Here is a 26,628-nt window from a genome sequence, read left to right on the forward strand (position 1 = left end):
TGCCCGAACTCGTTAGCCGCCAAATGGCAAACGGGGGTCGATGTCCTGTCCTGCCCAGCTCTGCCGCACCCATCCGTGGTGGGGGTCGTCGCTGATGAGCCATTCGCGCACGGGGCCCGGACCGGCCATGACGTTCAGGTAATACAAGTCGTAGCCGGGAGCGGCCATTGCGGGGCCGTGCCAGCCGTAGGGAACAAGAACTACGTCGCCCGTGCGCACTTCTGCGGCCACGTCGATAGGCCGCTTGTCCGAGGCGTAGACGCGCTGGTAGCCGATCGCGTCTGCACGTGAGGGGTCGGGGGCGCCGGAACCGTCAGCCACGCGGGTCTCGAAGTAGTAGATCTCCTCGAGCTGGGTTTCGCCGTCCTTTTCCTCGTCGTGCTTGTGCGGGGGATAGGAAGACCAGTTGCCGGCGGGTGTGAGCACTTCGCAGACGATGAACCGGTCCGCCTCGAGGGCGGCTGGAGTGCCGAAGTTGTGGACCTGGCGCGAGCAATTGCCGGCGCCGCGCAGTTCCACGGGGGTCTCCGCGGCGGTGACCAGCCGGGTGGGATACGACGCGTTGGCCGGGGCAGTGGCGACGGCGACGCGGCCGCCGTCGGGCGAACTGATGGTGACGGCAGCGTTCGTGCCGGAATACAGGACATCGCTGGGGCCATGGAAAACCGACGCCCGACCCGCAAGGGGATACTCGACGTCGTCGACCGTCACCGTAAAGGCGCCGTTGAGCGGCACGATGATCCGCTCTTCGGCTGCGGCGGGCAGCTCGACGGCGGTGCCCGCGGCGAGCGTGGCGACTTTCAGCCCCGTGTGGGCCCAACCGTCCACCGTCAGCGCGGAATCGGAGGTCCCGAGCGAGATGTCCCAATCGCCGTCGTTGGCGGTTCCCAATGGATAGACCCAATTGGCCATGACGTAATGTCCTTGCGTTAGCGCTGTACGAGTGTCATTTCAAAGCTGTAGGAATCGGCCCGGTACACGTGATGGCCGGTCTCCACCATGCGTCCGGTGTCGTCGACGGCGGTGCGCTCCATGGTGACCAAAGCCGATCCGGCTTCTGTCTCCAAGAGCGGTGCCTGGTAGTCGTTGGCGATCATGGCGCCGATCCGCTGGGAGGCGAGGCGGAAGTTGACCCCGCCGCGGCGAAGGATGGCGTAGAGGCCCTCTGTAGCCAGCATCGACTCGTCCATGCTGGTGATATCGTCGCGGACCCAGTTCTCCATGAGTGCCAGCGGTCTGCCGCCCACTTTGCGCAGGCGCGTGAAGTGGTAGACCTTGGAACCGGCCGGAAGCTGGAGAGCGGTCAGCGTGGCCGCATCGGCTTCCATGTGCGAGAAGCTAAGGACCTGCGTGGTGGGCTTCTTGCCATTGTTGCTCAGGTCGTCGTACAGGCTGGAGAGCTCCAAGGGCCGGCGGACCTGGCTCGACACCACCTGGGTGCCGACACCGCGCTTGCGGACCAACAGGCCCGAGCGGACGAGTTCATCCATGGCCTTGCGCATGGTGGGCCTGGACAGGTTGAGCTGCGCGGCGAGGTCTATCTCGTTGTCCAAGCGGCTCCCGGGCTCCAGCACTCCGCTGTGGATGGCTGCCTCAATGCCCTGGACCACCTGGTGGTACAAAGGCACAGGGGAAGAACGGTCGATAGTGAGGCCAAGTCGATTCGCCATTGCATGCTCCCTCGCGTTCCGGGACTGTCCCGGAAGTTGCATGCATGTCCGCTCATGTTCGCTTGATAGGACATACTGCTTTACTGATGATAGCAGGAGCATTGGGGTGGTCAAGGGTGCCGGGGGCGCGCCCCTGACTGCACGGGGTTCCTGCCGGACCGAGACACATGTCTGGACATCAGCAGCAAGGACGCAGCGAGGTGGTTCTTACGGCGTCGGACGCCTTCAGCGGCGCGGCCAGTGGGCCCGGACGCTTTGCCTGAAGAGCCCGACGGCGGCCAAGACGGCGCCGATGCCCTCGGCCACCGCGCTGAGGGCCTTCTCGAAGAACCACACGGGTTCGTACATGGCCGGAACCGGTCCGAGGGCCGGTATGTCGACGTACCGGTAAAGGAGGACTGCGACGAAGGCGCTGCCCGCCACGAGCAGGGCGGCAGCGTACGCCGGCCGGCTCCCGCGCACCAGGACGTACAAGGCGACCAGGAGAGCGGCCGCGGCTTCGAGGCGGAAAAGATTGCCTTGACCGATCCCGCCCGGGGCGGCCAGTTGATAGCCGGGGGCAAGATCGAAGTGCACAACCGCGTCGATGACCAAAGCCGCCGCAACAAGCAGCCGCAACGGGATATCCCTCGGTTTGCGCAGGGCGGGCTCCCGGATTGTCATATCGCGGGTTCTCACTTCACGACCAACATTCCATGCATGTTGGAGTGGTACGCGCAGTGGTAGGAATAGCTTCCCGGTGTGGTGGGTGCCGTGAACTGGGCTGTCCCGCCCCCGCCATCAACGGCCGCGTCGAACGCCTTTCCATCGTCCGAAGTGACGGTGTGGGCCTGGGCATCGTCGTTCTTGACGGTGATCTTGGCGCCAGGGCTGACGGATGCTGGCCCTTGGTAGCCGAAATCCTTGATGGTGATGGTGAGTTGTTGGGAGGTCCCCGGCGGTGCAGCGCTCGAGGAAGCCGGGCTCGATGCCGTAGCTTGGCCGCCGGTTCCGGATGCTCCGCAGCCGGTCAGCGCGATCAGGGCGGCTGTAGCGAGGACAACCATCATTGCTTTGGGATTCAGTCTCATGATTGCTTCCTGACTTCTCATCCGGCAGCCGGGAATTGCCTGCCACATTGATGAGACGTACCAAGGGGCAGCCAGGTTCAGTGAAATGGCTAGATTGATGTCTGCAAACCCGCTGCGACGGTGCGTTCCTAACGATCGTTTTCTAATTTAAAATGATCCGACTGGCAGAATTGGGGGAATGCAATTGGGCAGATTGTTTGAGGGACCGTGGGTGCTGGTCCTCGTCCCCATTGCTGTGGCCGTCGTTATCGTCCTGGTCGTTGTGAGCGCTGTCAACAAGTCGAGCCGCTCTGATCTTGCTGCGGGAATGAATCACCGCTCAACGGCAACAATATTTGGTGTAGTTGGCATATTTGTCTTGGGTATTGTCTTCGGCCCCTTGGCCATCGTTCAGGCTTCCAAGGCCGAGGCGCTCGGGGTTAAGGCGACCGCGGGAAAGGTTCTTGGATGGATCTGTGTGGGTGTGACTGCCTTGTGGCTTATTTTCATCGGTTCGGCGTTGGCATCGCGGTGAGCCCGCACGGGAAGGCGATGGGCTTGAGCTCCTGAGTTGGTAGGGTGCCGATCCGAGACCGATAGGTCCGTGGGACGGGAACCCCAGGGCTTACGCTGATGCCATGAGCCCGTCCGGCGCCTTGACCCCCAGCCCACGCACGCTCGACATTGAGAGCATCGCCAACTTCGACCGGCTGCTCGATTCCGGTGCGGTATCGATGCACGGCTGGCACGCGCAGTCGCTGGACCTGCGCGGGCGAAGCAGGGATTTGCAGAGCTTGGACCCCCAAGGCGCTATCTTCCTGGGCTGCACCTTCGACGACGGCGTGGAGGACTCCCTGCGCAGCCGCGGCGCGCTCATCTTTCCCAAGCTGCGCGGCGTGCCGTTCAACCCGTACCGCGGCAGCCTGTATAGCGCGGCGGAGTTGTATGAAGACATAGACTCCACCGAGTATGAATCCACATTGGATGCCAGGGTGTACCACTGGAGCATCATGCCCGGGCAACGGACCAGCCTCGACGCCACCCTCGCCGCCGCTTTGCACGACCATGCGATCGGGGCCGCACTCGATGATCTCTTGGGCAACGGCGATTTCGCCGGACGCAAGATCGTGGGCGTCATGGGCGGGCATGCCGCGCAACGGGGAACGCAGGACTTCCACGACGCCGCCCGCCTGGGCCGAATCTTGGCGCTGGCTGGTTTCACTGTGGCCACCGGCGGGGGCCCGGGTGCCATGGAAGCGGCCAATCTGGGAGCTTACGTGAGCGGCCTGCCCGACGACGACTTCACCGTCGCGCTGCAATCGCTCGCCTCCGTGCCGGGATTCCGCCCCTCGGTGACGGCCTGGGCGCGGGCGGCCGCCGCCGTCGTCGGGCATTATCCGAGAGGGACGAAGTCGCTCGGCATCCCCACGTGGTTCTATGGGCACGAACCGCCCAATCTCTTTGCCACCCACATCGCCAAGTACTTCGCCAACTCCATGCGCGAAGCGATCCTGCTGGAATTATGCAACGGAGGCATCGTGTTCCTCCCCGGCTCGGCCGGTACGGTGCAGGAAATCTTCCAGGACGCGTGCGAGAACTTCTACGGGGCCCCGGAAACTGTCACGCCCATGGTGCTCGTAGGGCGCGACCATTGGGAGCACAAGTATCCTGCGTGGCCCATGCTGCAAAGCCTTGCCGCAGGGAAGGTCATGGAGGACCGGATCTTCCTTGTGGACAGCGTCGAGGAAGCGCTCGCCGTCGTCGCGGGCTAACCCCACCCCCACCCGGCGGGACATGCCCAGCCTTGGCCCTGAACAATGGGCATATTACTGAAATGTCCATTCCTGGGGCTTGGCGCTGGACATGTCCCTCGGTGCAGGGGGGCTTGAGGGAACTCAGAGGCAATAGAACACAGGGGAGCGAGGGGTTATAGCGGGGCGCGGCCGCCCAGGCGCGTGGTGATTTTGCGAGCTGCGTCCTGGCATGCCTCGCCGAGGCTGGCAAGAGTATCTTGCGAGACCCGGAACTTGGGCGCGGGGATCAGCACAGAGGCCACAATGTCTCCGCGGTGGTCAAAGACGGGTGAAGCCACGCCCACTTCTTCGATGGATGTTTCACCGAAGTTGACGGCCCATCCCCGTTTCACCGACTCCTGGAGCCGGAGCAGGTAGGCCTCGAGCGCTTCTTCGTCGAGGCCAGGGAGTGTGATGGAGCCGCTACGGAGGAGCTTGCGCACGCGGTCTGCGTCCTCGGAGGCCAGGAAGACCTGCACCGAGGAACTGAGCGCTTCGTTGTAGCGGGCACCCAAGGGGGCAAGATGCTTGACCTGGTGGCGGCTGGCGATTTGTTCCACGCACATGGATTCGTTCCCGTTCCACACCATGAGCGCGCTGGTCTCGCCGGTCCGCTCGCTGAGTTCGCGCAGCACGGGATAGGCCACCCTCCGCTCTTCCAGTTCGGCGAGGAGTGGCCCGGCGAGGGCGATCATCCCCAGTCCCAGCCGGAAGCGGCGGGACTCGGGGTCGCGTTCCACCAAGTGTTCCTGTTCGAAGGTCGCCAGGATCCGGGAAACGGTGCTTTTGTGCAAGCCGATCCTGCCGGCGATCTCGGTGACACCCAGAAGGGGTTCCTCGGCGGTAAAGCTGCGCAGCACGGCGATGGCATTCTCAAGTACCGAAGCGCCTCTGGAATCGCCGTTGGCCGGGGTTTCGCTGGTGATTGCATGCGCTTCTGCTGGGGTCATGATGGTCACTATATGGCTCTTTTTATGGGGACATGCCCAGCCTTGGCCTAGAGCAAGGAGCATATGCCTAATATGTCCACTGCTCGGACGCAAGGCTGGGCATGTCCATTGGAGGTGGGTGCTAGGCCCCGATGATGTTGTATTCCGGGCCGAACGGGAACTTGGTGATGTTCTCGGCACCGTCTTCGCCGACCACCAGGATGTCGTGTTCCCGGTACCCGCCGGCACCCGGCTGGCCATCGAGAACCGTGATCATCGGCTCCATGGAGACCACCATTCCCGGCTCCAGGACCGTATCGATGTCTTCGCGCAGCTCCAATCCGGCTTCGCGGCCGTAGTAGTGCGAGAGGACCCCGAAGGAGTGTCCGTAGCCGAAGGTCCGGTTGGCGAGCAGCCCATGCGAAACGTAGATCTCGTTGAGCTCCGCGGCGATGTCCTTGCAGACGGCGCCGGGCTTGATGAGCTCCAGTCCGCGCTTGTGGACGTCCACGTTGATGTTCCACAGTTCAAGGGAGCGGGCATCGGGTTCGCCGTAGAACAAGGTGCGCTCCAGGGCCGTGTAGTAGCCCGAGGTCATGGGGAAGCAGTTCAACGACAGGATGTCGTGTTCCTGGACCTTGCGGGTGGTAGCCCAGTTATGGGCGCCATCGGTGTTGATGCCGGTCTGGAACCACACCCAGGTGTCGCGGATCTCGGAGTCGGGGAACGTACGGGCGATCTCGTGGACCATGGCTTCGGTGCCGATCAGGGCGACCTCATACTCGGTGATTCCGGCGGTGATGGCATTGCGGATCGCCTCGCCTCCCAGGTCGCCGATCCGGGCGCCGTGCTTGATGACCTCGATCTCCTCCGAGGACTTGATCATGCGCTGGCGCATCGCGGCCTGGGCGACGTCCACCAGCGTGGCGGATTCGAAGGCGGCCTGGATCTTGTTGCGGTTATCCAACGGAAGGGAATCGTCCTCCACGCCCAGGCGCCGGACGTTGATGCCGCGGGTGCGCAGCACTTCCCGGATGCCGTGGATGTAGTTGTCACGGCGCCAGTCGGTGTATACGAGGTTCTCGCCGTAGCTGCGCCGCCACGGCATTCCGGCGTCGATATTCGCGGTGACGGTGACCGTATCCTCTGCCGTGACCACCATGGCGTAGGAGCGGCCGAAATAGGTGAACAGGAAGTCGGAATAGTACTTGATGGAGTGGTAGCTGGTCAGGACAACGGCGTCGAGTTCCTCCTCGGCCATGATCCGGCGGAGGCCGGCAAGGCGTCGCTCGAACTCCGCGTCGGAGAAGGTCAGGGCGACCTTCTCTCCGTTGTTGAGGACCTTGAGGCGCTCGAGCTTGGAGACGTCGCTTACGGTTTCATTCTCGGTGATGGTCATGCGTGGTGTTCCTTTCATTGGGTGATTGTCTTCAGTCCTGCTGCAGCGGCTTCTTGGAAGTCTCCACGGCGAAGAGGACCGCGATGAGGGAGATGACGGCGGCCGCCACGAGGTACCAGCCGGGTGCCAGTTGGTTGTGGGTCAGGCCGATGAGGAGGGTTGCCATGAATGGAGCGGTGCCGCCAAACAGGGCGTTGGACAGATTGAAGCTGACCGCGAAGCCGCTGTAACGGACCCTCGTGGGGAAGAGCTCGGCAAGGAAGCTGGGCAGGGTGCCGTCGTTGAGGGTGAGCATGCCGCCCAAAAGGACCTGCACCAGGACAATGACAAGGAAGTTGCCGGTATCGAGGAGCATGAAGGCAGGAACGGTCAGCACCACGAACAAAACGGAAGCAGTCATGAGCATGCGCTTGCGGCCGAAGCTATCGGATGCGATCCCCGTCAAGAAGATGAATCCGATGTAGCTGACGAGGGCAATCGTGGTGGCCAGGAACGATTCGGCTGCACCGAAGTGAAGCTCCTCGGAGAGGTACGTCGGCATGTAGCTGAGGATCACGTAGAAGCCGACGGCGTTCAGCAGCACGGCGCCCGTCGCGATGACCAGTTGCTTGCGGTACGTCTTGAACATGGCGAAGGCCGGAGCCTTGACCGCGGTGTCTTTAGCGGCCATTTCGCGGAACGCCGGAGTGTCTTCGAGTTTGGTGCGGATGTAGCGGCCAATCAAGCCCATCGGAGCGGCCAGGAGGAAGGGCAGGCGCCAGCCCCATTCGCCGAGCTGCTCGGCGCTCAGGACCGAGCTGAGCAGTGCCGCCAGCAGGGATCCGAGCAGCAGGCCCGCCGCTGTACTTGCGGGTACGACGGCGGCATAGAGTCCGCGTCGATGGGCCGGCGCGTATTCCACCAGGAAGGCCGAGGCACCTGCGTATTCGCCGGCTGCCGAGAAACCCTGGACCACGCGGACGAGCAGCAAGAGGATCGGCGCCATGACCCCGATGCTGTTGTAGCCGGGAATCAGGGCGATGCAGAAGGTCGCCACGGACATCAGCACGATCGACAGGGAGAGCGCCCGTTTGCGTCCGAGCCGGTCACCGATGTGGCCCCAGATGAATCCGCCCAAGGGACGGACAAAGAAGGAGACGGCAAAGACGCCAAACGTGGCGAGCAGGGCGGTCTGCCGATCCGATGCGGGGAAGAAGACGGTCGAGATAATTCCGGCAAGGTAGCCGTAGACGGCGTAGTCGAACCATTCGACGAAGTTGCCGATGAAGCTTGCGGTGATGACGCGGCGGCGGGTGTCCTTGCCGGCTGTGTTGTTGGCCGGCTTTGACGCGCCGCCCGGGGTGGCTGTTGGGTCGGGGAGGCCGCCGGATCCGCCTTTGGATCCGGCATGAGCGCTTCCCTGGGTCGCTGCCACGGAGGATGTTTCGTTTTTCATGAATCCACCAAGAAATTTGGGGTTGCATTCAACGCAACGCTGTTGCGCCAGAATAAGTGTGTTCTGGATCACCGTCAAGAGTCTTCTTCTGAGTTCGAACCCGCGGTCGCTGAGGGTCGCAATGGGTAGCCGAAGCGACAACAAGCGAGCCGTGCTGCCACGGCACATGCAACAGCGTTGCGCACGGTGAGTAATGAGATTTATTCAGACGCAAACAAAGAAGCTCCCCGGATCCGTGGATCCGGGGAGCTTCCAGGTGTGGAGCTGGTTCAGGGGCTATTTGAGCCAGGCAGCCACCACATCGGGGTGGGCATCGACCCATTTCTTGGCGGCGGCGTCCGGCTTCATCCCGCCCTGGATGTCCGTTGCGACCGAGTTCTGGTCCGCGTTGGTCCACGAGAAAGCCTTGAGCAGTTTGGCGGCGGGCGAGCCGCTGTCCGCGAACTTCTTGGCCATCACTTTGTTCAGTTTGTAATCGGGGTAGTCACAGGCGACCTTTTCGGCGTCGGCATCGCAGCCCGGGGTGTAGGCGGGCAGGCTGACCTTCTTGAGGGGAACCTCGGAAAGGAACCATTGCGGTTCATAGAAGTACCCCAAGAGCGGCGTCTTGTTCTTCTCCGCCGAACGGAACGACTGGATCAAGGCTGCTTCCGAGCCAGAGAAGACCACTTTGTAGTTGAGGCCGAGGTTCTTGACGAGGGCTTCGTCGTTGGTAACGAACGCCGGGTCGCCGTCCAGTACCTGGCCCTTGCCGCCCGATTCGGATGTGGCCAGGAGGGACGCATACTTGTTCAGGTTCTTGCTGTCCAGGATGTCCGGGTACTTCTGGACCATCCATGGTGGGACATACCAGCCGATATGCCCTTCATTGCCCGTGGGGCCGGCATCCACCGCTACTTTCTGATCCGTGATGTACTGCTTTGCGAGGTCCTCGTGGCCCCAGTTCTCCAGGATGACGTCGACCTCGCCGGAGCCGAAGCCCTGCCAGGAAATCTGTTCCGACAGGTCCTTTTGTACGACGGTGCAACCGAGCTTGTTTTGGGCTACGTAGCTGTAGACGGCCGCATTTGCCGTGTAGCCCACCCACGCGTTGAGGGCCACGTTGACGGTTCCGCAGGGGGCGCTCGAAGCACCGGCCGCGGCCGCCTGATTTACTGTCGCGCCGCCGCAGCCGGCAAGCAAAAGGGCCGCGGCCACGGTTCCGGCGAGCGTGGGAATTGTTCGTTTCAACAGCAGTCCAGCTTTACTCATGGTGGGGTCTCCTTGGTGGGGCAGTGCGTGAGTGTCAGAGCCGTTAGTGGGCAGGTGATTTTGCTGAGGGGACTTTACGGACGGGGTGTGCAGCGGCAGCCTGCGTCATGCGGTCCAACAGGATGCCGAGGAAGACGATGGCCAGGCCTGCGGCGAGGCCCTTGCCGAACAGCGAACTTTGGACAAAGCCGGCGACGACGTCGTACCCGAGGCCACCTGCTCCGACCAGAGCACCGACGACCACCATGGCGAGGACGTAGATCAAGCCCTGGTTGGCGGCAAGGGCCAGGGATTGCCGTGCCATGGGCAGCTGGACCTTGGTGATGACCTGCCAGGGGGTCGAACCGCTGGATACCGCAGCTTCCATGACAGTCGGAGAAATTGCGGCGATGCCGTCGGCCGCGATCTTGATGGCCACGGGCGCCGCGTAGATGATGCCCGCGATGATGGCGGTGAACCGGGTTGCGCCGAAGAGGCCCAGGAACGGAACGAGGTAAACAAATGCAGGCATGGTCTGTCCCGCGTCAAGCATGGGCCGCATGAGCTGGTCCACTTTGTTGGACCTGCCCATGGCCACGCCGAAGATGACGCCCAGGACCATGACCACCGCGGTGGCAACGAGGGTCCCGGCCAGGGTGACCATGGCATCGCTCCACAGGCCCAGATAGATGATCACGGCCAAGCACGATGCCGCGACCGCAGCCAGCTTCCAGCCGCCGAGCGCAAAAGCCGCCACGACGATCACGGCGACCAGGAGGTAGAACGGGGTTTCCGTGAGAAGCGATTGGAAAGGATTGAGGATCCCGTTGGTGACTGCCTCGCGGAAGGACACTGTGAACAGGAAGAGGTTGGTCTGCAACCACTCGCTCGCGGAGCTCACTCCGCTGACGATGGCCGGGCCAACGTTGAGCTCCTTCGGGAAGGCAGCGGCCCAAAGCATCGTGCGGGACAACTGGACCGCGGCGAGTACCACCAGCAGCGTCGCTGCCAGCAAAATGTACCGGGTTCGCCGCGAGATCCGGCGTTTGCGGTTTGCTCCGGGTTCTGCACGCCGGCTGGCGGCCGTGGTCACCCGGTCCAGCACAATGGCCAGGAGGACGATCGACAGTCCGGCGTTAACCGCCGTGCCGACGTCGAGCGACTGAAGGGCGCGGATTACCACCTGTCCCAGCCCGGGTGCTGCGATCAGCGCCGCGATGGTCACCATGGACAGCGCAGCCATGGTGCTTTGGTTGATCCCCATCACGATGGTGCGCCGGGCGAGCGGGAGCTGAAGGGTGACGAGGCGCTGCCAACCGGTGGTTCCCAAGGAATCGGAGGCTTCGCGGGTGTTTTCCGGGATGCATCGGATGCCATGCGCCGTCAGTCGGATGACGGGAGGCGCCGCATAGATCACGGTGGCGATCACGGCGGAGGCGGGCCCGATCAGGAAGATGAGGGCCAGCGGTGCAAGGTAGACGAAGGTGGGCAGTGTCTGCATGAAGTCCAGGACCGGAGTGATCAGCTTGGCAACCCGGCCATAGACTCCTGCCAGGACTCCAAGGGGTATGCCGACAGCCAAGGTGAACAGCACGGCCGTGAGTACGAGGGCGAAGGTGTAGGCGGCTTCCGTGAACAGCCCTTGAAGGCCAAAGAACACGAAGACGGCTGCTGTCAGCAGCGCCACGCGGGCGTTGCCCACCGCGAAGGCGATCCAGCCAAGCAGCGCGACGGTTCCCAGCCAGCCGATTTCAGGCAGGCGAAGCCCGATGCTGCTGGCGGCGAAAATGCCGATGAACAGGTTTGCGACGGCGTCGACGGCGGCCCGGAGGGGCGTGAAAACATACTGGAAGACGGGATTGTCGGCCCGGTTTGAGGCTACCCAGGCATTGAATTGGTTGAGGGAGCGGTGGAGGTCGGTGAGCTCCGACGCCGGAAGCGTGAGGGTCGCCGTGCCGTGGAGGAACACGAATCCAAGGAGCCAGACGACGCCGGCCCCGCCCAGGAGCAGGGTGCGGCGGCTGAGCCGCTTGCGCGGTGCGCGGACGGAAACGGGGCCGGTCTGAACCGGGGCGCGATCGCGAACGAGTGTGGACATCACGCCGCAACTTCCGTGCTGCGGATGACGGACAAGATGCTGTCGCGGTCGATCTGGCCGGTGATCTTGCCGGAGTCTTCCACGAGGACGGGGCACGATGAGTTCATGACCGTGGGGATGGCGTCGCGGATAATTGTGCCTGCGCTCAGGACGGGAGCGTCAGCGGGAGTGCCGAATGCCAAGGGATCGGTAATCCACTTGAGCGTCAGGACATCGGCACGGGGTACTTCGGAGACGAAATCGGCGATGTACTTGTCCGCCGGTGATCCGACGAGGTCATCGCCGGTGCCGCACTGGACGGTCTCCCCGTTCCGCATGATCAAGATGCGATCCCCGAGTTTGAGCGCCTCGGACAGGTCGTGGGTGACGAACACCATCGTCTTGCCCATCTCTTTGTGCAGCCGGATGACCTCGGCCTGCATATCGCGCCGGATGAGTGGGTCCAAGGCCGAGAACGGTTCGTCAAAGAGGATGGTGTCCGGATCGCCCGCCAAGGCGCGGCCCAGCCCGACGCGCTGCTGCATCCCGCCGGAGAGCTGGTCCGGAAAGTGCTGTTCGTAGCCCTTCAGCCCCACGAGTTCGATGATTTCGCGGGACTTGGCGTAGCGCTCGTTTTTCGCCGTGCCGCGGATCTGCAGCCCGTAGGACACGTTGTCCAGGACGGTGCGGTGCGGCAGCAGGCCGAAATGCTGGAAAACCATGGACATCTTCCGCCGGCGCAGTTCCCGGAGCTCGGTGGTTCCGGCCTCCAGCACGTCTTTGCCGTCCACGAGGACGCTCCCCGAGGTCGGTTCGATCAGCCGGGTCAGGCAGCGGATGAGAGTGGACTTTCCGGACCCGGACAAGCCCATGACCACGAACACCTCGCCCTTGGCGACGTCGAAGTTCATGTCCCGCACGGCCGCATTGCAGCCGGTCCGTTCAAGCAATTCGGCCGAGCTCAAAGCCGAGAGTTCGGGGTCCTTGGGGATCTTTTCACCTCCGGGACCGAAAACCTTCCAGAGGTTGCGCACTGATATGTCAGGACTGCTCATTGCTGTACTCCTGCCGGTGAAGGCTCGAACCAATGGCTGGGCCCGGGGCTGATGTTTTGCCAGATGTGCTTTGTTTCTCGGTATTCGGCCAAGCCCGCTAGCCCCAATTCACGGCCGTTGCCTGACTGTCCAAAGCCGCCCCACTCGGCCTGTGGAACGTAAGGGTGGTAGTCGTTGATCCAGACCGTTCCGTGGCGCAGCGCTTCAGAGACCCGCTGGGCCTTCGAAGCGTCCGTTGTCCACACGGCACCGGCCAGCCCGTAGACGGTGTCGTTGGCCAGCCGGACGGCCTCTTCCTCGGTAGTGAACGTTTCCACGGTCATGACGGGGCCGAAGGATTCCTCCTGGACCACGCGCATCGAGGTATTGCACCCGTCCAACACGGTAGGCGGGTAGAAACTGCCGCTGGCCAGCTCCGGGCTGTCCGGAATGAACCCCCCGCACAACAGCACGGCGCCCTCCGCAACCCCGGCCCGCACGTAGGCGTGGACCTTTTCCCGGTGGGCCGTGGAGATCAGCGGACCCGTCTGGGCTTCCTGGTCGAAGGGGCCGCCCAGCCGGATCCCGCGTGCACGGCGGACCACTTCGGCCACGAACTCCTCGTGAATGGACTCTTCGACGATGAGCCGGGCCCCGGCCGAGCAGACCTGGCCGGAATTAAGGAAGACGGCAGTCAAGGCGTTGTCGATAGCGGCCTGCCGGTCGGCGTCGGCGAATACGACGTTCGGGTTCTTGCCGCCGAGCTCAAGTGCCACGCGCTTGACCGTCTGCGCCGCAGCCACCATGATCCGTTTGCCGGTTTCCAGGCCGCCCGTAAAGGAGACAAGGTCGACCCGCGGATCAGAGCTCAGTACAGCCCCTGCTTCCGGTCCCGTTCCCGTCACGAGGTTCGCAACGCCGTCGGGCACTCCGGCTTCCCGCAGCGTGTCCATGAGCAGGATGGACGTGGACGGCGTCAACTCGCTGGGCTTGAGCACAAAGGTGTTCCCGGCGAGCAGTGCCGGCGCAACCTTCCATGATGCCTGCAGGAGGGGATAGTTCCACGGCGTGATGAGGCCACAGACTCCCACCGGTGCGTGGACCACCCGGCTGATGGCGCCTGGCCGGCCTGTATCGATCACGCGGCCCGCGTCCGTGCCTGCCACGCTGCCGTAGTAGCGGAAGCAGGCTATGACGTCGTCGATGTCATATTCGGCTTCTATCAGTCGCTTGCCGGTATCAAGGGCTTCCGCCGCTGCGTATCCGGTCTTGTCCCGCTGCAGCAGCTCGGCCACGCGGAGCAGGATGGCGCCGCGTTCCAGTTCCGGCGTGCTTGGCCAGCGGCCGTCGTCGAATGCTTTCCGGGCGCTCGCCACCGCGGCCTCGGCATCGGCTGAGGTGCACTCCGCGACGTCGGCAACGTGCGTGCCGTCTGCAGGGCAGCTAATGCTGCGGATGCCTCCGCCGGACTCGCGCCAGGCGCCGTCGATGTAGCTGCCGCGGACCGTGTGGATCTGCGAAAGTTGTGGGCTGTTCATGCCGCTCCTTAGTTCCTTGCCGAAGTGGCCTCGGGCTTGCTTTCCAGGCTGTCCGGGACCGGCCCGTCTGCGCCCGGGGCCGCGCCGTGCCGGTAGAACTCGGCGGCGATCGGCGCGAGGGGTTCGCGGCCCTGGATCAAGTCCGCGGCTTTCTCGGCGAGCATCATGACTGGTGCGTAGATGTTGCCGTTGGTCACATAGGGCATTGCCGAAGCATCAGCCACGCGCAGGCCCGAGGTGCCGTGGACCCGCATGCTGAGCGGGTCCACCACGGCCATGGGATCTGTGGCCGGACCCATCTTGGCCGTGCAGGAAGGGTGCAGGGCGGTTTCCGCGTCGCGGGCAACCCAGTCGAGGATTTCCTCGTCTGTCTGGACAGTTGGACCCGGGGAGAGCTCGCCGCCATTGAAAGGCGCCATGGCAGACTGCTCCAGGATGTTCCGGGAAATCCGGATGGCTTCTACCCACTCGCGCCGGTCCTGGTCCGTGGAGAGGTAATTGAACTTCATGGAGGGGTGGACTTTTGGATCCGTGGAGGTGATCTTCAGGCTGCCGCGGGCGTCGGAATACATGGGCCCGATGTGCACTTGGTAGCCATGCTTTGCGTCGGCCTTCTGGCCGTCGTAGCGGACTGCCACCGGTAGGAAGTGGAACATCAGGTTGGGGTAGGCAACATCCTCGTTGGAGCGCACGAAGCCGCCCCCTTCGAAGTGGTTGGTGGCTGCGGGCCCCTTGCGTCCGAACAGCCACTGCAGGCCGATCCACGGATAGCGCCACAGGCTCAGGCTCGGCTGCATGGACACCGGCTGGGTGCAGGCGTGCTGGATGTAGACCTCCAGATGGTCCTGGAGGTTTTCGCCAACGCCGGGGAGGTCGACCACGGGCCTGATTCCGAGGGACTTGAGATGCGTGGCGTCCCCGATCCCGGACAACTGCAGGAGCTGCGGGGTGTTGATGGCTCCTCCGCACAGGATGACTTCCTGGGCGTCCACGCTGCGCTGCTTGCCGTTGCGTCGGTAGCTGACTCCCGTAGCCCTGACTCCGGTAGTACCAGTGCCGTCGAAGTTGATCTTGGATACGAGTGCCCGGGTCCGCACGGTGAGGTTGGGACGGTCGAGGTGCGGCCGCAAGTAGGCGCGGGAGGCGGAGAGGCGCTGGCCTTTGTGGACATTGCGGTCAAAGGGGCCGAAGCCCTCCTGCCGGTATCCGTTGACATCGTTGGTCCGTGCGAAGCCGGCTTGCTCCGCGGCGCGGAAGAAGGCTTGGAAGAGGGGATTTCGCGCCGGGCCGCGTTCGAGGACCAGCGGTCCGTTGTGCCCCCGCAGCTCATCGCCGGGATCGGCCGCGAGCGCGGTTTCCATGCGGTTGAAGTACGGGAGGCAGTGGGCGAAGTCCCACGTTTCCATCCCGGCGTCGGCTCCCCAGCGTTCGTAGTCCAAAGGATTGCCGCGTTGGAAGATCATGCCGTTGATGGAGCTGGATCCCCCCAGGACCTTGCCGCGGGTGTGGGCGATCCGGCGTCCATGCATGTGCGGCTCGGGGTCGGATTGGTAGCGCCAGTCGTAGAACCTGTTCCCGCTGGGGAAGGTAAGCGCGGCGGGCATCTGGATGAAGAGGTCCCAGGGATAGTCGCTGCGGCCGGCCTCCAGGACCAGGACGGTCTTGGTGCCATCGGCGCTCAGCCTGTCCGCCAGGACCGACCCGGCGCTTCCGCCACCCACAATGACGTAGTCAAACTTTTCGTTGGCCATTAGTTGAACTCCTTTGAAGTGATCCCCATTGCTGTGTCCGGTAGCCGGAGAGAGTTAGCCCCGCAGCTTTTCCATGGTCGGATCCACGAGGGGATCGGCGGAGATGGTGGCTGGAATCCGCTTGCCGAAGTATTCGATCTCGACGGCGTCACCCTCGCCCGCTTCTGCGGGCAGCCAAGCGTAGGCGATGGGCTTCCGGACGGTGTAGCCGTAGGCGGCGCTCGTAACGTAGCCGGAAGGCTCCCCCCGGAAATAGACAGGTTCCTTGCCCAGCACCACGGACGTGCCGTCGTCGACCGTCAGGCAGCGCAGCCGCCGGTTGACGGGCAGTTCGCGGCGGCCTTTGAGGGCCTCCGCGCCGACGTACCCTTCCTTGTCCTTGCTGACGGAAAAGCCAAGGCCGGCTTGGAAGGGCTCGTGCTCCGGAGTCATGTCGGTACCCCACAGCCTGTAGCCCTTCTCCAGGCGCAGGCTGTTGAACGCACCGCGACCGGCCGCGATGATGCCCTGCTCCTGGCCTGCCTGGAACAACAGGTCCCAGAGCCTTTGGCCGTTTTCCGCCGTCGTGTACAGCTCCCAGCCCAACTCGCCTACGTAGGACAGCCGCATCGCGGTGACCGGGATCCCGCCGATGCGGACCTTCTTGGTGCGGAAGTACTTCAGTCCCTCGTTGCTGAAATCGTCGTCGCTCACCTTGGCGATGACCTCGCGCGCGAGCGGCCCCCACAGCCCCACGCAACACGTGGAACCGGTGATGTCGCGGACCTGGACCCACTGGGTGACGTCCGCGGCTGTCTGTTTGCGGGCTTCGGTGGTGAGGTAGTCGAAATCGATGTTGCCGTTGGCGCCCACCTGGAACGTGGTCTCATCCAGCCGGGCCACTGTAATGTCGCTCCGGATGCCGCCATCCTCGTTGAGGAGCAGGCAGTACGTGACCGCACCCGGCTTCTTGTCGACTTTCCCGGCGCTGAGGTGCTGCAAGAGGGTTACGGCGCCCGGACCGGAAACCTCCAGCCGCTTGAGCGGCGTCATGTCGTAGAGCGCGACGGCGGTGCGCGTCTTCCATGCTTCGGCGGCGGAAATGGGGGAGTGGAACATGGCGGCCCAGGGCTCACGCTCGGGCGCACGCCACCCTTCCGGGAGCTCTTCGAGCAATGCGCGGTTTGCCTCGAACCAATGCGGACGCTCCCAGCCGTGGGCTTCGAGGAAAAACGCCCCGAGCTCCTTTTGACGGGCATTGAACGGGCTCACGCGGAGTTCGCGAGGGGAGACGCGCGGCTGCAGCGGGTGCAGGACATCGTAGATTTCCACGAAGTTCTGCTGGGAGGTTTCGCTGACGTAGCTCTCCGCGGTCTGGATTTCCTCGAAGCGGGAGACTTCGCATTCGTGGAGCGGAATCCGCGACTGGCCCTCGATGAGGCGCTCCGCCAGGGCTCGGGCCACGCCGGCGGAGTGCGTCACCCATACGGCCTCGGCCACGAAGAAGCCGTCAACGTCCTTGGACTCGCCCACCAGCGGACCGCCGTCGGGAGTGAACGAAAAGATCCCGTTGAAGCCATCCGCAATCCCGGCCTCGGCAAGTGCCGGAAGGAGCTCCTTGGAGTCCTCCCAACTCGGCAGGAAGTCTTCTTCGGTGAACGGCAATCGGGACGGCATGCGGTGCTCGGACATGTCAGCCGCGGCAACCTCGGGCAGCTCCCGGAGGTCCACGGGCATCGGTTTGTGGGCGTAGGAGCCGATGCCCATCCGGTCTCCGTGCTCTCGGTAGTAGAGGTCCTTGTCCTGGTGGCGGAGGATGGGCATCCACGCGCCGTTGCCCGGGTCAAGCAGCCGCGAAGCATCGTTCCGGCCGACGAGCTCGGGCACGGAGGTGGTCTTGACGTACTGGTGGGCCAAGGGCAGGAGCGGCACGGACATGCCCACCATGGCACCGATCCTGGGTCCCCAGAACCCGGCGCAGGAGACCACGATGTCGGCCGGGATCACGCCGTCGGGAGTCTCGACGCCCGTGACCTTGCCTCCGGCCTGTTCAATGCCGATGACGGGAGTGGAACCTCGGAACGTGACGCCCGCGGCGCCCGCCTTCGCGATGAGCAGGCCCACGGCGCGGGCCGCTGAAGCCAGGCCGTCCGAGGGGACGTAGAGACCGCCGAGTACCTTTTCCTGATCGAGCAGCGGGTAGTGCTTGGCGCACTCGTCGGGGTCGATGAGCCGGCCTTCAACACCCCACGACGCCGCGTAGCCCAGCTTGCGCTTGAGGTCCTCCAGGCGTTCGGGTGTGGTTGCCACCTCGAGACCGCCGACCTGGTTGAAGCAGGAGACCCCGGAATCGCTGAGCGAGAGAAGCTTGTCCACGGTGTAGGACGCGAATTGGGTCATGGCCTTGGAGGCGTTGGTCTGGAACACGAGGCCGGGGGCGTGCGAGGTTGAGCCGCCCGCCAATTTCAATGGTCCCTGCTCGAGCACGGTGATGTTGGTCCAGCCGCGGGTGGACAGCTCGTCCGCGAGATTGGCGCCGACGATGCCGGCTCCGATGATGACGACGCGGGGTGTTGTGGACATGCGTGTTGCTCCTGGAGTGAGTGGCGTGGAAGTTTGGCGCTCCGGACGGTCGGCATGGCTAGCGGAAGACGACGGTCCTGTAACTGTTGATCAGCACCCGTGCTGGCAATGCCGGAACAACGGGGAAGGGCCCTAGACGTGGCCGTCGACGGTCAAGCCAGGTGGAAGGTTGGGGGTGTCTTCGGATTCTTTGACCATGATCTGGCCATCCACTACGAGGACTTCGTGGACCCTGACGGGCAACTTGGCGGGAGGCGCGTCGGCGGCTCCCGTGCGGAGATTGAACTTTGAAGCATGAAGGGGGCACTCCACCCAGCAGTCCTCTACCCAGCCGTCGGCGAGGGAGGCGTCTTGGTGGGTGCAGGTGTCGTCGAGTGCGAAGAGTTCGCCCTCTTCGGTGTGAAACACGGCAATGGGCGGAGACGTCTCGAGTCGAATCGCGTCCCCCGGAGCCAACGAGCTGAGCGGGCAAGCACTGTGCATCTCACGAACCTTCTTTCACCGGACTGGTCAAAACCTGTGGAGCGGTTGTCTCATGATCAACGCTGATCACAATACGCAACAGAGTGATCGACATCACAGCACCTTGTCAAGGGGTTCAATTTCTTACGCAGATTCCTTGACATGGGATGTGAAGTAGGTCACGCTGTTTCGCATAATGAAGCCTGTTGCAGATCGCGCAATAAACGTATTGCGCAATAAGCAGGCGAACGGCTCTGCGAGGAGGAAGCCATGGAGACATTGGCGATCGTGGGTGCATCACTGGCGGGACTTTCTGCCGCCCGCGCGGCCCGGGCGCAGGGCTTTTCCGGGCGGCTGCTTATCATCGGCGATGAGCAGCACCGCCCCTATGACCGCCCGCCCCTGTCCAAGGAGTTCCTGGCAGGGAAGATCGGCATCAAGCATGTCATGTTGGAAGACGGGGAGGCGGGAGGGGATGACCCGCTCCAGGCCGAATGGCTGCTCGGCTCGCCGGCACGGAGCTTTGACGCCGCCACCAGGACCATCACCCTGGGCGACGGGCGCACTGTGGCGGCTGACGGCGTCGTGATTGCCACGGGAGCCTCGGCCCGCACATTGCCCGAACTTGCGGGCCTTGCCAATGTTTTTACCTTGCGGACTCTCCAAGATGCCCAGGACCTGGCCCCGGAGCTCGTTGCCGGCGGCCGCTTGTTGGTTGTGGGCGCCGGCTTTATCGGGGCCGAAGTCGCGTCAACAGCCAAAGGCTTGGGGATGGACGTGACCATCATCTGCAAGAGCGAAGTGCCGCTCAGTGCTCCGCTGGGTCCGGAGATGGCTGCCGTCATGGCAACGCTCCATGGGATCAATGGCGTGGAGCTGATTTGTGACACGGGAATCGACTCGTATTACAGCTATGAGGGAAATGTGACCGGTGTCCGGCTCAGCGACGGACAGTACCGTTCCGCCGACGTCGTGCTCCTCGGAATCGGCGCGGTCCCCAACGTGGGATGGCTGACCGATTCGGGCGTGGAGCTCGACGACGGCGTGGCGTGCGATTCGATGGGACGGACGAACGTCCCCGGCGTGGTCGCCGTGGGGGACTGTGCGGCCTGGTTCGACGAACGAAACGGCCGGCGCCACCGCGTAGAGCATTGGACCGGAGCCCAGGAACGCGCAGCGCTGGCCGTGGCCGCGCTCCTGGACCACTCTGCGGCTCCTCTTCCTCTCAATGTGCCGTACTTCTGGTCCGAGCAGTACGGAGTGACGCTGCAGTTCGCCGGCCACGCGCGGGACGCAGAACGCGTCGAGATCGAGGCGGGGCAGCTCGAGAACCACAGCTTCCTGGCCGTGTACTACCGGGGCGTGGAACCGGTGGGCGTTCTGGGCGTGAACCAGCCGCGCCTGTTCACCCGCTGGCGCCGGCAACTCAACGCACGCCACGCCCCGCCAGTCCTGGCAACCCCTTAGGCACCCTCAAGCCCCACCCGCTTTCATCACTGAATAGGAGTCAGCATGACCACTGAAGTTGTTTCCCCCAGCCTGATCCCCACTCTTCCCGGCCACACTTATGTCAGCGAAGACATCTTCCACGCCGAGCAAGAGCACATCTTCGAACAAATGTGGTTCTGCGCGGTGCGGACCGCCGATCTGGAAAAGGCCGGCTCATTCAAAACAGTGCAGATCGGCCGCGAGAGCGTGCTCATCAACCGCACCCGCAAGGGGGAAATCCGCGCGTTCTACAACATCTGCCGGCACCGGGGCGTGAAGCTGTGCATGGAGGAATCCGGCGAGGCCAACCGCTCCTTCCAGTGCCCGTACCATGCCTGGACTTACGACCTTGAGGGAAAGCTCATCGCGGCCCCCAACCTCACCAAGATGCCCGATATTGACCGCAACGAATACGGACTGGTCAAGGTCCATGCCCGCGAATACATGGGCTACGTTTGGGTTTGCCTCGCCGACGAGCCACCGTCGTTCGAAGAAGACGTCATGGGGGCGATCGAGGAGCGCCTCGGAGACCTGCGGGCCGTTGACGACTATGACATCGCCAACCTGAGCCTTGGCCGCCGCATCAAGTACGACGTCAAGGCCAACTGGAAGCTCATCATCGAAAACTTCATGGAGTGCTACCACTGCGCCACGATCCACCCCGAGCTCACCGAAGTGCTGCCCGAGTTCGCCGACGGTCTGGCGGCGCAGTATTTCGTGGGCCACGGAGCCGAGTTCGGTGACGACATCAAGGGCTTCACGATCGACGGTTCCGAGGGGCTGGACCGAATTCCCGGAGTGGGCGATGACCAGGACCGCCGGTACTACGCAGTGACCATCAAACCGAATGTCTTCGTCAACCTGGTTCCCGACCATGTCATCATCCACCGCATGTTCCCGCTGGCAGCGGACCACACGATCGTCGAATGCGATTGGCTGTACCTGCCCAGCGTGGTGGAATCCGGCAAGGACGTGAGCGCTTCGGTGGAGCTTTTCCACCGGGTCAACGAGCAGGACTTCGACGCCTGCGAACGCTGCCAGCCAGCCATGGGTTCCAAGATCTATGCCAAGGGCGGCGTCCTGGTGCCCAGCGAGCACCACATTGAGGCGTTCCACAGCTGGGTCACCGGCAAGATCGCTGATGTCCCCGTTGAAAGCTAGCCTGAAGTATGTCTGTCGTTGCGACGAGCTAACGGGAACCAAGGAAAAGGGACGCAGCCAATGGTTTACAAAGTAAAAGCGGTCATCGCCAAGGAGAAGAACGCTCCGGTCTCGTTGGAGACCATCCTGGTGCCGGAACCCGGTCCGGGTGAAGCGCTGGTGGACATCCTGACGTGCGGCGTCTGCCACACCGACCTGCACTATAAGCAGGGCGGCATCGGTGAAGACTTCCCGTACCTGCTGGGCCACGAGGCAACCGGGGTGGTTAGTGCCGTTGGCCCCGATGTAACCTCCGTGGCACCCGGTGACCGGGTGATCCTGAACTGGCGGGCCGTGTGCGGCGAGTGCCGGGCTTGTGCCAAGGGCCAGCCGCAGTACTGCTTCAACACTCACAACGCTACCCAGAAGATGACCCTCGAGGACGGCACGGAACTCAGCCCGGCCCTCGGGATCGGCGCGTTCGCGGAAAAGACGCTCGTGGCCGCCGGGCAGTGCACCAAAGTGGATCCCGACGTCGATCCGGCCGCCGTCGGGCTGCTTGGTTGCGGCGTGATGGCGGGAATCGGCGCCGCCATCAACACCGGTGAAGTCAAGCGGGGCGAGTCCGTGGCCGTGATCGGTTGCGGTGGTGTTGGCATCGCTGCCATCGCCGGGGCAAAGCTCGCCGGCGCCACGACGATCATTGCGGTGGACATCGACGCCAACAAAATCGGGATGGCCACGTCCCTGGGAGCAACTCACGGTGTCAACTCCAGCCAGGAGGACCCCGTTGAGGCGATCCGGGCACTGACCGGCGGCAACGGTGCGGACGTGGTGATCGAAGCAGTCGGACGCCCGGAGACGTACAAACAGGCCTTCTACGCGCGCGATCTCGCCGGCCGGGTTGTGCTGGTAGGGGTCCCGACGCCGGACATGAAGCTCGAGCTGCCCCTGCTGGATGTCTTTGGCCGCGGCGGTTCGCTGAAGTCCTCCTGGTACGGGGACTGCCTGCCTTCCCGGGACTTCCCGATGCTGGTCCAGCACTACAAGCAAGGCAACCTGGACCTGGACGCGTTCGTGTCCGAACGGATCACCATCGACCAAGTGGAAGAAGCGTTCGCCAAGATGCACGAAGGCAAAGTGCTCCGTTCGGTGGTGGAGATCGGATGAGCGTCACCATTGAAAACCTCGTCACCTCGGGCACTTTTTCGCTCGACGGCGGCACCTGGGACGTGGAGAACAACGTCTGGATTGTCGGCAACGACGACGAATGCGTGATCATCGATTCGCCACACGATGCCGCGGCGATCATCGACCAGGTCCGCGGCCGAAAGGTGCGCGCCATCCTGCTCACCCATGCGCACAATGACCACATCGGAGCAGCGCTCGACGTGGCGAAGGCCGTGAACGCGCCGATCCACCTGCATCCCGAAGACATGGTTCTGTGGGAGCAGGTGTATCCGGATGTCCGGCCTGACCGTCACATTGCACATGGCGACATCTTCGAAGTGGCGGGCACGGCCCTGCAGGCCATCCACACGCCGGGCCACTCACCGGGCTCTACGTGTTTCTACCTGGAAAGTGAACGGACGGTGTTCACAGGCGACACCCTCTTCAACGGCGGTCCGGGAGCGACGGGCAGGTCGTTCAGCGACCATCCGACCATCCTGGCCTCGATCCGGGAGCGCCTTCTGACGCTACCGGGGGAAACCGTGGTCCGGACAGGTCATGGCGGGGACACCACCATCAAGGCCGAGGAGGAAAACATCGCCTAGGCGGCGCGGGACCGCCAGATTGGCGGTCCCTAGGCGCCGCTGGCGGCGGTGTAGCCCATCTTGACGCTGATTGAATACCCGGCTTGCTTGAGCGCATCAAGCAAGCCGGGTATTTTTTCCGGTTCGAAACGGAAAGCCGGGCCGGAAAGGCTAATGGCTCCGATCACCGTGCCGCTGTGGTTGCGGATCGGAACGGCGACAGCGTTGAGCCCGCGTTCGAGTTCTTCATACGTGGCGGCGTAACCGGCCTCCGCAATGACCGGCATTTGCCGTTCCAGTTCCTTGCGGTCGGTGATGGTTTGTGGCGTGTACCGCGCCTGGCCGGCTTCCCTGAGGACGCGGTCACGCGTCGCAGGCGGCAGGGCGGCTAGCATGACCTTGCCGCTGGACGTGGCGTGGAGGGGGGTCAGCCCACCGATCCAGTCCTGGGTGCCGAGCGTGTTGGGGCCAATGGCCTGGTCCACATTGACCGCGAAATTCGACCGCAGCACCGCCAGGTTGGCCGTCTCGGCGAACTTCTCCGCCAGGGCTTCGAGATCTTCCCGGGCCTCCCTTACCAAGCTGAGACGGGCCGGAATGGCACTGGCCAGGCGCAGGATATTGAAACCAAGCTGGTATTTTCCGCGCTCATGATTCTGCTGCACCATTCCCCGGGCGTCCAGGGCGCTCAGCAGTCGCGACGCCGTTGACTTGTGGACGCCCATTTCCTCCGCGATTTCACTCACCCCGGCGTCGCCGTTGCGGGCGATGATTTCGAGCACGGTGATGGCCCGGTCCACGGACTGTACGCCGGCGTGGTGTGCGCCGGCGTGATCGGTATCGGGGTCGTTGGCGAAGCTTGCATCAGCGTCCATGTGGTTCATCGTCTCAAACGCGGTCAAGTGAGACGCGCCTCCTGGCTTCGTGTCCTGGGACGCTGCCCCCTATCCGGTCTGCCTGGTTATAGGATCGGGCGGTATGGCACTGCGGCTTGTTCAGGTGAATTTCAAGGCCCGGGACGACTCGGCGCTCGGGCGGTTTTGGGCGGAGGCTCTCGGCTGGGGCGTTTCGAGCGAAGGACCCGGCGTGACCAATGTTGAACCCAGGGGCTTCGCAGGGCCGGACCCGGCCACCGTCTGTGTTGATGTGGTCATGGTCCCGGACCCTGAGACAGTGCGGTACCGGGCGCACCTTGATCTCGCCACCACGTCTGCGGCCCATCAAGCGGAGCTCGTGGCGCGCCTGGTGAAGCTCGGCGCGACGCCCGCAGACATTGGCCAGGGCGATGTGCCGTGGACGGTCCTGGCTGACCCCGAGGGCAACCTGTTCTGCGTGTTGGAGCCTCGGCCAATCTACCGGGACACCGGGCCTATCGCGGCGGTGGTGGTCAGCTGCGCGGATCCGCGGGACATGGCCCGGTTCTGGGACGGGGCGACGGACTGGACCCTGCATGAGTTGACCGATGATCTTGCGAGGCTGCGTTCAGCCAAGGGCGTGGGACCATACCTGGAGTTCGTGCGCACGCCCGCGGCGAATGACGTGTCCGGCCGCGTCCATCTCGACCTCAGGCCGTACCCCGGCGACGATCAAGCCGCAGAGGTGGCGCGGCTGCGCGCCCTGGGTGCTACCGACGCCGACGTCGGCCAGGGCGACGTGCCGTGGGTGTGCCTCGCCGACACGGAGGGCAACGAATTCTGCGTCCTCACCCCCGGGTGACACAGAGCCGCGGCTTAACGGCTCGCCGAACCAGCAGGGTTCTTTGTGCGTCTCGTCGCTAACACTCAAATATGGGCGATTTGCCACTCATTTTGATCCGGACGACCACTCAGTGCAGTTTTCCCTTGTTAGCGTTTGCGATGAAGGCCACCGTCGCGCCGTCAGGAACCGGGTGTATCTGTTCTTTCGATTACCCAAAAGGAACATCGATGAGGCCTTCGTGAGGCGGGTCGTCGACCACGCCCATGACAGTTTCACGATTGGGGACCAAATGAATATCGGTGGAAAAGGAGATGATCAATCGTGCAGCCCTTGGTAAGAAAGCGCTCAGGCGTTGCGCTCTCCAGGTTTTTCCTGCTGGGAGGGGCCATCTTGTTGATTTTGCCGCTCTATCCATTCACAGCTATCTCTGCTGTCCTGTCCGGTTCTGCCCTCTTTCTTGCAGCCGGAGAAGCCCCAAGTCGGAACCGCACCCTCACCTTGGCCGCTGCCGTTGTGCTGCTGGGAATGGTCATCCTCTTGACGCTCCTGAGCCTGCAGACAGGAACCATTGGCCCCCACGGTGGCGAGGTCTTGAAAGCTTAGCTCCCGCCCTTCAACGCTCTCCGGCCATCGACCGCCGTAAGCCGTTCCTTCTTGGGCGGCGTCGTGCCACACTTGATGGACTATCGAGTGACTGGGGGGATCCGGGTCAGGAGATTGGTATGTGTGTTGTGATGCAACGCCGCCCCTCGGGCCGCCGACTGGTGGCGATCGAGCCATGATTATCGGTTGGGCTTATTTCATGGCGGGAGTGATGACGGTTGATGCACTCTTGCTGGGGCTGCTGCTGTTGAACGTGAAGTGGTCCAAGCTCTGGAAGAGATGACGCCGTAGGTCCCCGAACCTAAAGCACCTTGCGGATCGTTTCCTCGAAACTCACCACGTGGTGCAGGGCCAGCGCGGCCGCCCGGTCCTCATCGCCGTCGGCGATTGCGGTGAGCAGTTCAGCGTGCTCTGCGACGTGCCCGGTCACGGACGGCATCTTCTCCAGCATGTGGCACCAGATTCGGGTTGCCAGGTTGTCGTAGCGGATCAGCACGTCCTCAAGGTGCGGGTTGGCCGCGGCCTTGTAGATTAGCCGGTGCACTTGGATGTCGTAGCGCATCAGTTCCTGCTGGCTGGCGTCGTGGGCCTCCAGGGCGCTGATTGCTGCGGCGACCTCGCGCAGTTCTTCGCGCAGCCTCGGGCTGGCCATGCGGGCAGCCCGCCGTGACGCCAACGGCTCAAGCAGCTCACGGATTTCGGAGACGTCCGCCAACTGGGTGATGTCTACGCCCGTGGCAAAGGTTCCGCGTCGGGGATACGAGACCACAAGGTGGTCGCTTTCGAGGCGCTTGATGGCCTCGCGCACGGGTGTGCGTCCGATGCCGAGTTCCGTGGCGATCTGCCCGTCGTTGATGGGGTCTCCGGGTTTGATGTCCAGCATGATGAGCCGGTCGCGCAGAAGCAGGTAGGCGTTTTCCGCCAAGGACGTTCCCTGCGTGCCCGTGTCCAGAGCTTCCAGTGCAGTGCTCATGTGCCCTCTCCCGTTTGTCACAATTCCAAGTCTGGCGGATCAG

24 protein-coding genes are annotated in these 26,628 nt (G+C 63.6%); 8 read left to right on the forward strand and 16 right to left on the reverse strand.

Annotated elements, in window-relative coordinates:
• Window positions 1-12 precede the first annotated feature (12 nt).
• The 4 genes from iolB to J2S96_RS04540 all read right to left on the reverse strand — a co-directional run bounded on the left by iolB (window position 13) and on the right by J2S96_RS04540 (window position 2,740).
• A complete protein-coding gene (gene iolB / locus J2S96_RS04525) occupies window positions 13-912 on the reverse strand; it encodes a 5-deoxy-glucuronate isomerase (protein WP_306860341.1) in 900 nt (299 codons plus the stop codon).
• 17 nt (window positions 913-929) lie between these two features.
• Window positions 930-1,670 (reverse strand): GntR family transcriptional regulator, encoded by a 741-nt coding sequence (locus tag J2S96_RS04530; protein ID WP_306860343.1) that lies wholly within the window; start codon window positions 1,668-1,670, stop codon window positions 930-932.
• A 225-nt stretch (window positions 1,671-1,895) separates the two neighbouring features.
• Window positions 1,896-2,333: a hypothetical protein gene (locus tag J2S96_RS04535; protein ID WP_306860345.1), complete on the reverse strand. Its 438-nt coding sequence runs from the start codon at window positions 2,331-2,333 to the stop codon at window positions 1,896-1,898.
• 11 nt (window positions 2,334-2,344) lie between these two features.
• Window positions 2,345-2,740 carry a cupredoxin domain-containing protein gene (locus J2S96_RS04540; protein WP_306860346.1) on the reverse strand — a complete coding sequence of 132 codons (396 nt, stop codon included), beginning with the start codon at window positions 2,738-2,740 and terminating at the stop codon, window positions 2,345-2,347.
• 178 nt (window positions 2,741-2,918) lie between these two features.
• Between J2S96_RS04540 and J2S96_RS04545 the strand changes: the two genes are divergently transcribed.
• Window positions 2,919-3,254, forward strand: a complete 336-nt coding sequence (locus J2S96_RS04545; RefSeq protein WP_306860347.1) for a hypothetical protein — start codon at window positions 2,919-2,921, stop codon at window positions 3,252-3,254.
• 103 nt (window positions 3,255-3,357) lie between these two features.
• The gene (locus J2S96_RS04550) at window positions 3,358-4,491 is read left to right on the forward strand and encodes an LOG family protein (protein ID WP_306860349.1); all 1,134 of its coding nucleotides are present in this window, start codon (window positions 3,358-3,360) and stop codon (window positions 4,489-4,491) included.
• A gap of 155 nt (window positions 4,492-4,646) precedes the next feature.
• On the opposite strand, the gene J2S96_RS04555 is transcribed toward J2S96_RS04550, so the two are convergent.
• The 10 genes from J2S96_RS04555 to J2S96_RS04600 form a co-directional block, all read right to left on the reverse strand.
• The gene (locus tag J2S96_RS04555) at window positions 4,647-5,462 is read right to left on the reverse strand and encodes an IclR family transcriptional regulator (RefSeq protein WP_306860352.1); all 816 of its coding nucleotides are present in this window, start codon (window positions 5,460-5,462) and stop codon (window positions 4,647-4,649) included.
• Window positions 5,463-5,583: 121 nt separating this feature from the next.
• Window positions 5,584-6,840, reverse strand: a complete 1,257-nt coding sequence (locus J2S96_RS04560; protein ID WP_306860353.1) for an aminopeptidase P family protein — start codon at window positions 6,838-6,840, stop codon at window positions 5,584-5,586.
• Window positions 6,841-6,871: 31 nt separating this feature from the next.
• The gene (locus tag J2S96_RS04565; protein WP_306860355.1) at window positions 6,872-8,275 is read right to left on the reverse strand and encodes an MFS transporter; all 1,404 of its coding nucleotides are present in this window, start codon (window positions 8,273-8,275) and stop codon (window positions 6,872-6,874) included.
• A gap of 276 nt (window positions 8,276-8,551) precedes the next feature.
• Window positions 8,552-9,526, reverse strand: coding sequence for an ABC transporter substrate-binding protein (locus J2S96_RS04570; protein ID WP_306860358.1), 975 nt, complete (start codon window positions 9,524-9,526; stop codon window positions 8,552-8,554).
• Between the two features lie 43 nt (window positions 9,527-9,569).
• A complete protein-coding gene (locus J2S96_RS04575; protein ID WP_306860360.1) occupies window positions 9,570-11,603 on the reverse strand; it encodes an ABC transporter permease in 2,034 nt (677 codons plus the stop codon).
• Complete coding sequence (locus J2S96_RS04580) at window positions 11,603-12,637, reverse strand: quaternary amine ABC transporter ATP-binding protein (RefSeq protein ID WP_306860362.1); 1,035 nt, start codon at window positions 12,635-12,637, stop codon at window positions 11,603-11,605. The genes J2S96_RS04575 and J2S96_RS04580 overlap by 1 nt, the downstream gene beginning before the upstream one ends.
• On the reverse strand, window positions 12,634-14,154 hold the full coding sequence (locus tag J2S96_RS04585; RefSeq protein WP_306860364.1) for an aldehyde dehydrogenase family protein: 1,521 nt from the start codon (window positions 14,152-14,154) through the stop codon (window positions 12,634-12,636). The genes J2S96_RS04580 and J2S96_RS04585 overlap by 4 nt, the downstream gene beginning before the upstream one ends.
• A gap of 8 nt (window positions 14,155-14,162) precedes the next feature.
• The gene (gene betA / locus J2S96_RS04590) at window positions 14,163-15,905 is read right to left on the reverse strand and encodes a choline dehydrogenase (protein ID WP_306860366.1); all 1,743 of its coding nucleotides are present in this window, start codon (window positions 15,903-15,905) and stop codon (window positions 14,163-14,165) included.
• A gap of 54 nt (window positions 15,906-15,959) precedes the next feature.
• Window positions 15,960-18,467, reverse strand: a complete 2,508-nt coding sequence (locus tag J2S96_RS04595) for a GcvT family protein (RefSeq protein ID WP_306860368.1) — start codon at window positions 18,465-18,467, stop codon at window positions 15,960-15,962.
• A gap of 132 nt (window positions 18,468-18,599) precedes the next feature.
• Window positions 18,600-18,950 (reverse strand): bifunctional 3-phenylpropionate/cinnamic acid dioxygenase ferredoxin subunit, encoded by a 351-nt coding sequence (locus J2S96_RS04600; RefSeq protein ID WP_306860371.1) that lies wholly within the window; start codon window positions 18,948-18,950, stop codon window positions 18,600-18,602.
• A gap of 249 nt (window positions 18,951-19,199) precedes the next feature.
• Between J2S96_RS04600 and J2S96_RS04605 the strand changes: the two genes are divergently transcribed.
• Genes J2S96_RS04605 through J2S96_RS04620 form a run of 4 tightly spaced genes read left to right on the forward strand, consistent with a single transcriptional unit; the run spans window position 19,200 to window position 23,332 of the window.
• The gene (locus tag J2S96_RS04605) at window positions 19,200-20,396 is read left to right on the forward strand and encodes an NAD(P)/FAD-dependent oxidoreductase (RefSeq protein WP_306860373.1); all 1,197 of its coding nucleotides are present in this window, start codon (window positions 19,200-19,202) and stop codon (window positions 20,394-20,396) included.
• Between the two features lie 45 nt (window positions 20,397-20,441).
• Entirely contained in the window at window positions 20,442-21,578 is a 1,137-nt protein-coding gene (locus J2S96_RS04610; RefSeq protein ID WP_306860374.1) for an aromatic ring-hydroxylating oxygenase subunit alpha, read from the forward strand.
• Window positions 21,579-21,638: 60 nt separating this feature from the next.
• On the forward strand, window positions 21,639-22,727 hold the full coding sequence (locus tag J2S96_RS04615) for an S-(hydroxymethyl)mycothiol dehydrogenase (RefSeq protein ID WP_306860376.1): 1,089 nt from the start codon (window positions 21,639-21,641) through the stop codon (window positions 22,725-22,727).
• The gene (locus tag J2S96_RS04620; RefSeq protein WP_306860378.1) at window positions 22,724-23,332 is read left to right on the forward strand and encodes an MBL fold metallo-hydrolase; all 609 of its coding nucleotides are present in this window, start codon (window positions 22,724-22,726) and stop codon (window positions 23,330-23,332) included. Before J2S96_RS04615 ends, J2S96_RS04620 begins: the two co-directional genes overlap by 4 nt.
• Window positions 23,333-23,361: 29 nt before the next feature.
• Here the strand turns inward: J2S96_RS04620 and J2S96_RS04625 are convergent, their stop codons facing one another.
• Window positions 23,362-24,186 carry an IclR family transcriptional regulator gene (locus tag J2S96_RS04625; RefSeq protein WP_306860380.1) on the reverse strand — a complete coding sequence of 275 codons (825 nt, stop codon included), beginning with the start codon at window positions 24,184-24,186 and terminating at the stop codon, window positions 23,362-23,364.
• A gap of 103 nt (window positions 24,187-24,289) precedes the next feature.
• Here J2S96_RS04625 and J2S96_RS04630 point away from each other — a divergent pair, with 103 nt between their 5' ends.
• Both J2S96_RS04630 and J2S96_RS04635 read left to right on the forward strand, forming a co-directional pair.
• Window positions 24,290-25,027 (forward strand): VOC family protein, encoded by a 738-nt coding sequence (locus J2S96_RS04630; RefSeq protein WP_306860382.1) that lies wholly within the window; start codon window positions 24,290-24,292, stop codon window positions 25,025-25,027.
• Window positions 25,028-25,330: 303 nt separating this feature from the next.
• Complete coding sequence (locus J2S96_RS04635; RefSeq protein ID WP_306860385.1) at window positions 25,331-25,612, forward strand: hypothetical protein; 282 nt, start codon at window positions 25,331-25,333, stop codon at window positions 25,610-25,612.
• A 301-nt stretch (window positions 25,613-25,913) separates the two neighbouring features.
• Here J2S96_RS04635 and J2S96_RS04640 read toward each other — a convergent pair whose 3' ends face one another.
• Window positions 25,914-26,585: a GntR family transcriptional regulator gene (locus J2S96_RS04640; protein ID WP_306860387.1), complete on the reverse strand. Its 672-nt coding sequence runs from the start codon at window positions 26,583-26,585 to the stop codon at window positions 25,914-25,916.
• Window positions 26,586-26,628: the final 43 nt, after the last annotated feature.

This window comes from Arthrobacter bambusae, from assembly GCF_030812595.1.
Lineage (GTDB): Bacteria > Actinomycetota > Actinomycetes > Actinomycetales > Micrococcaceae > Arthrobacter > Arthrobacter bambusae_B.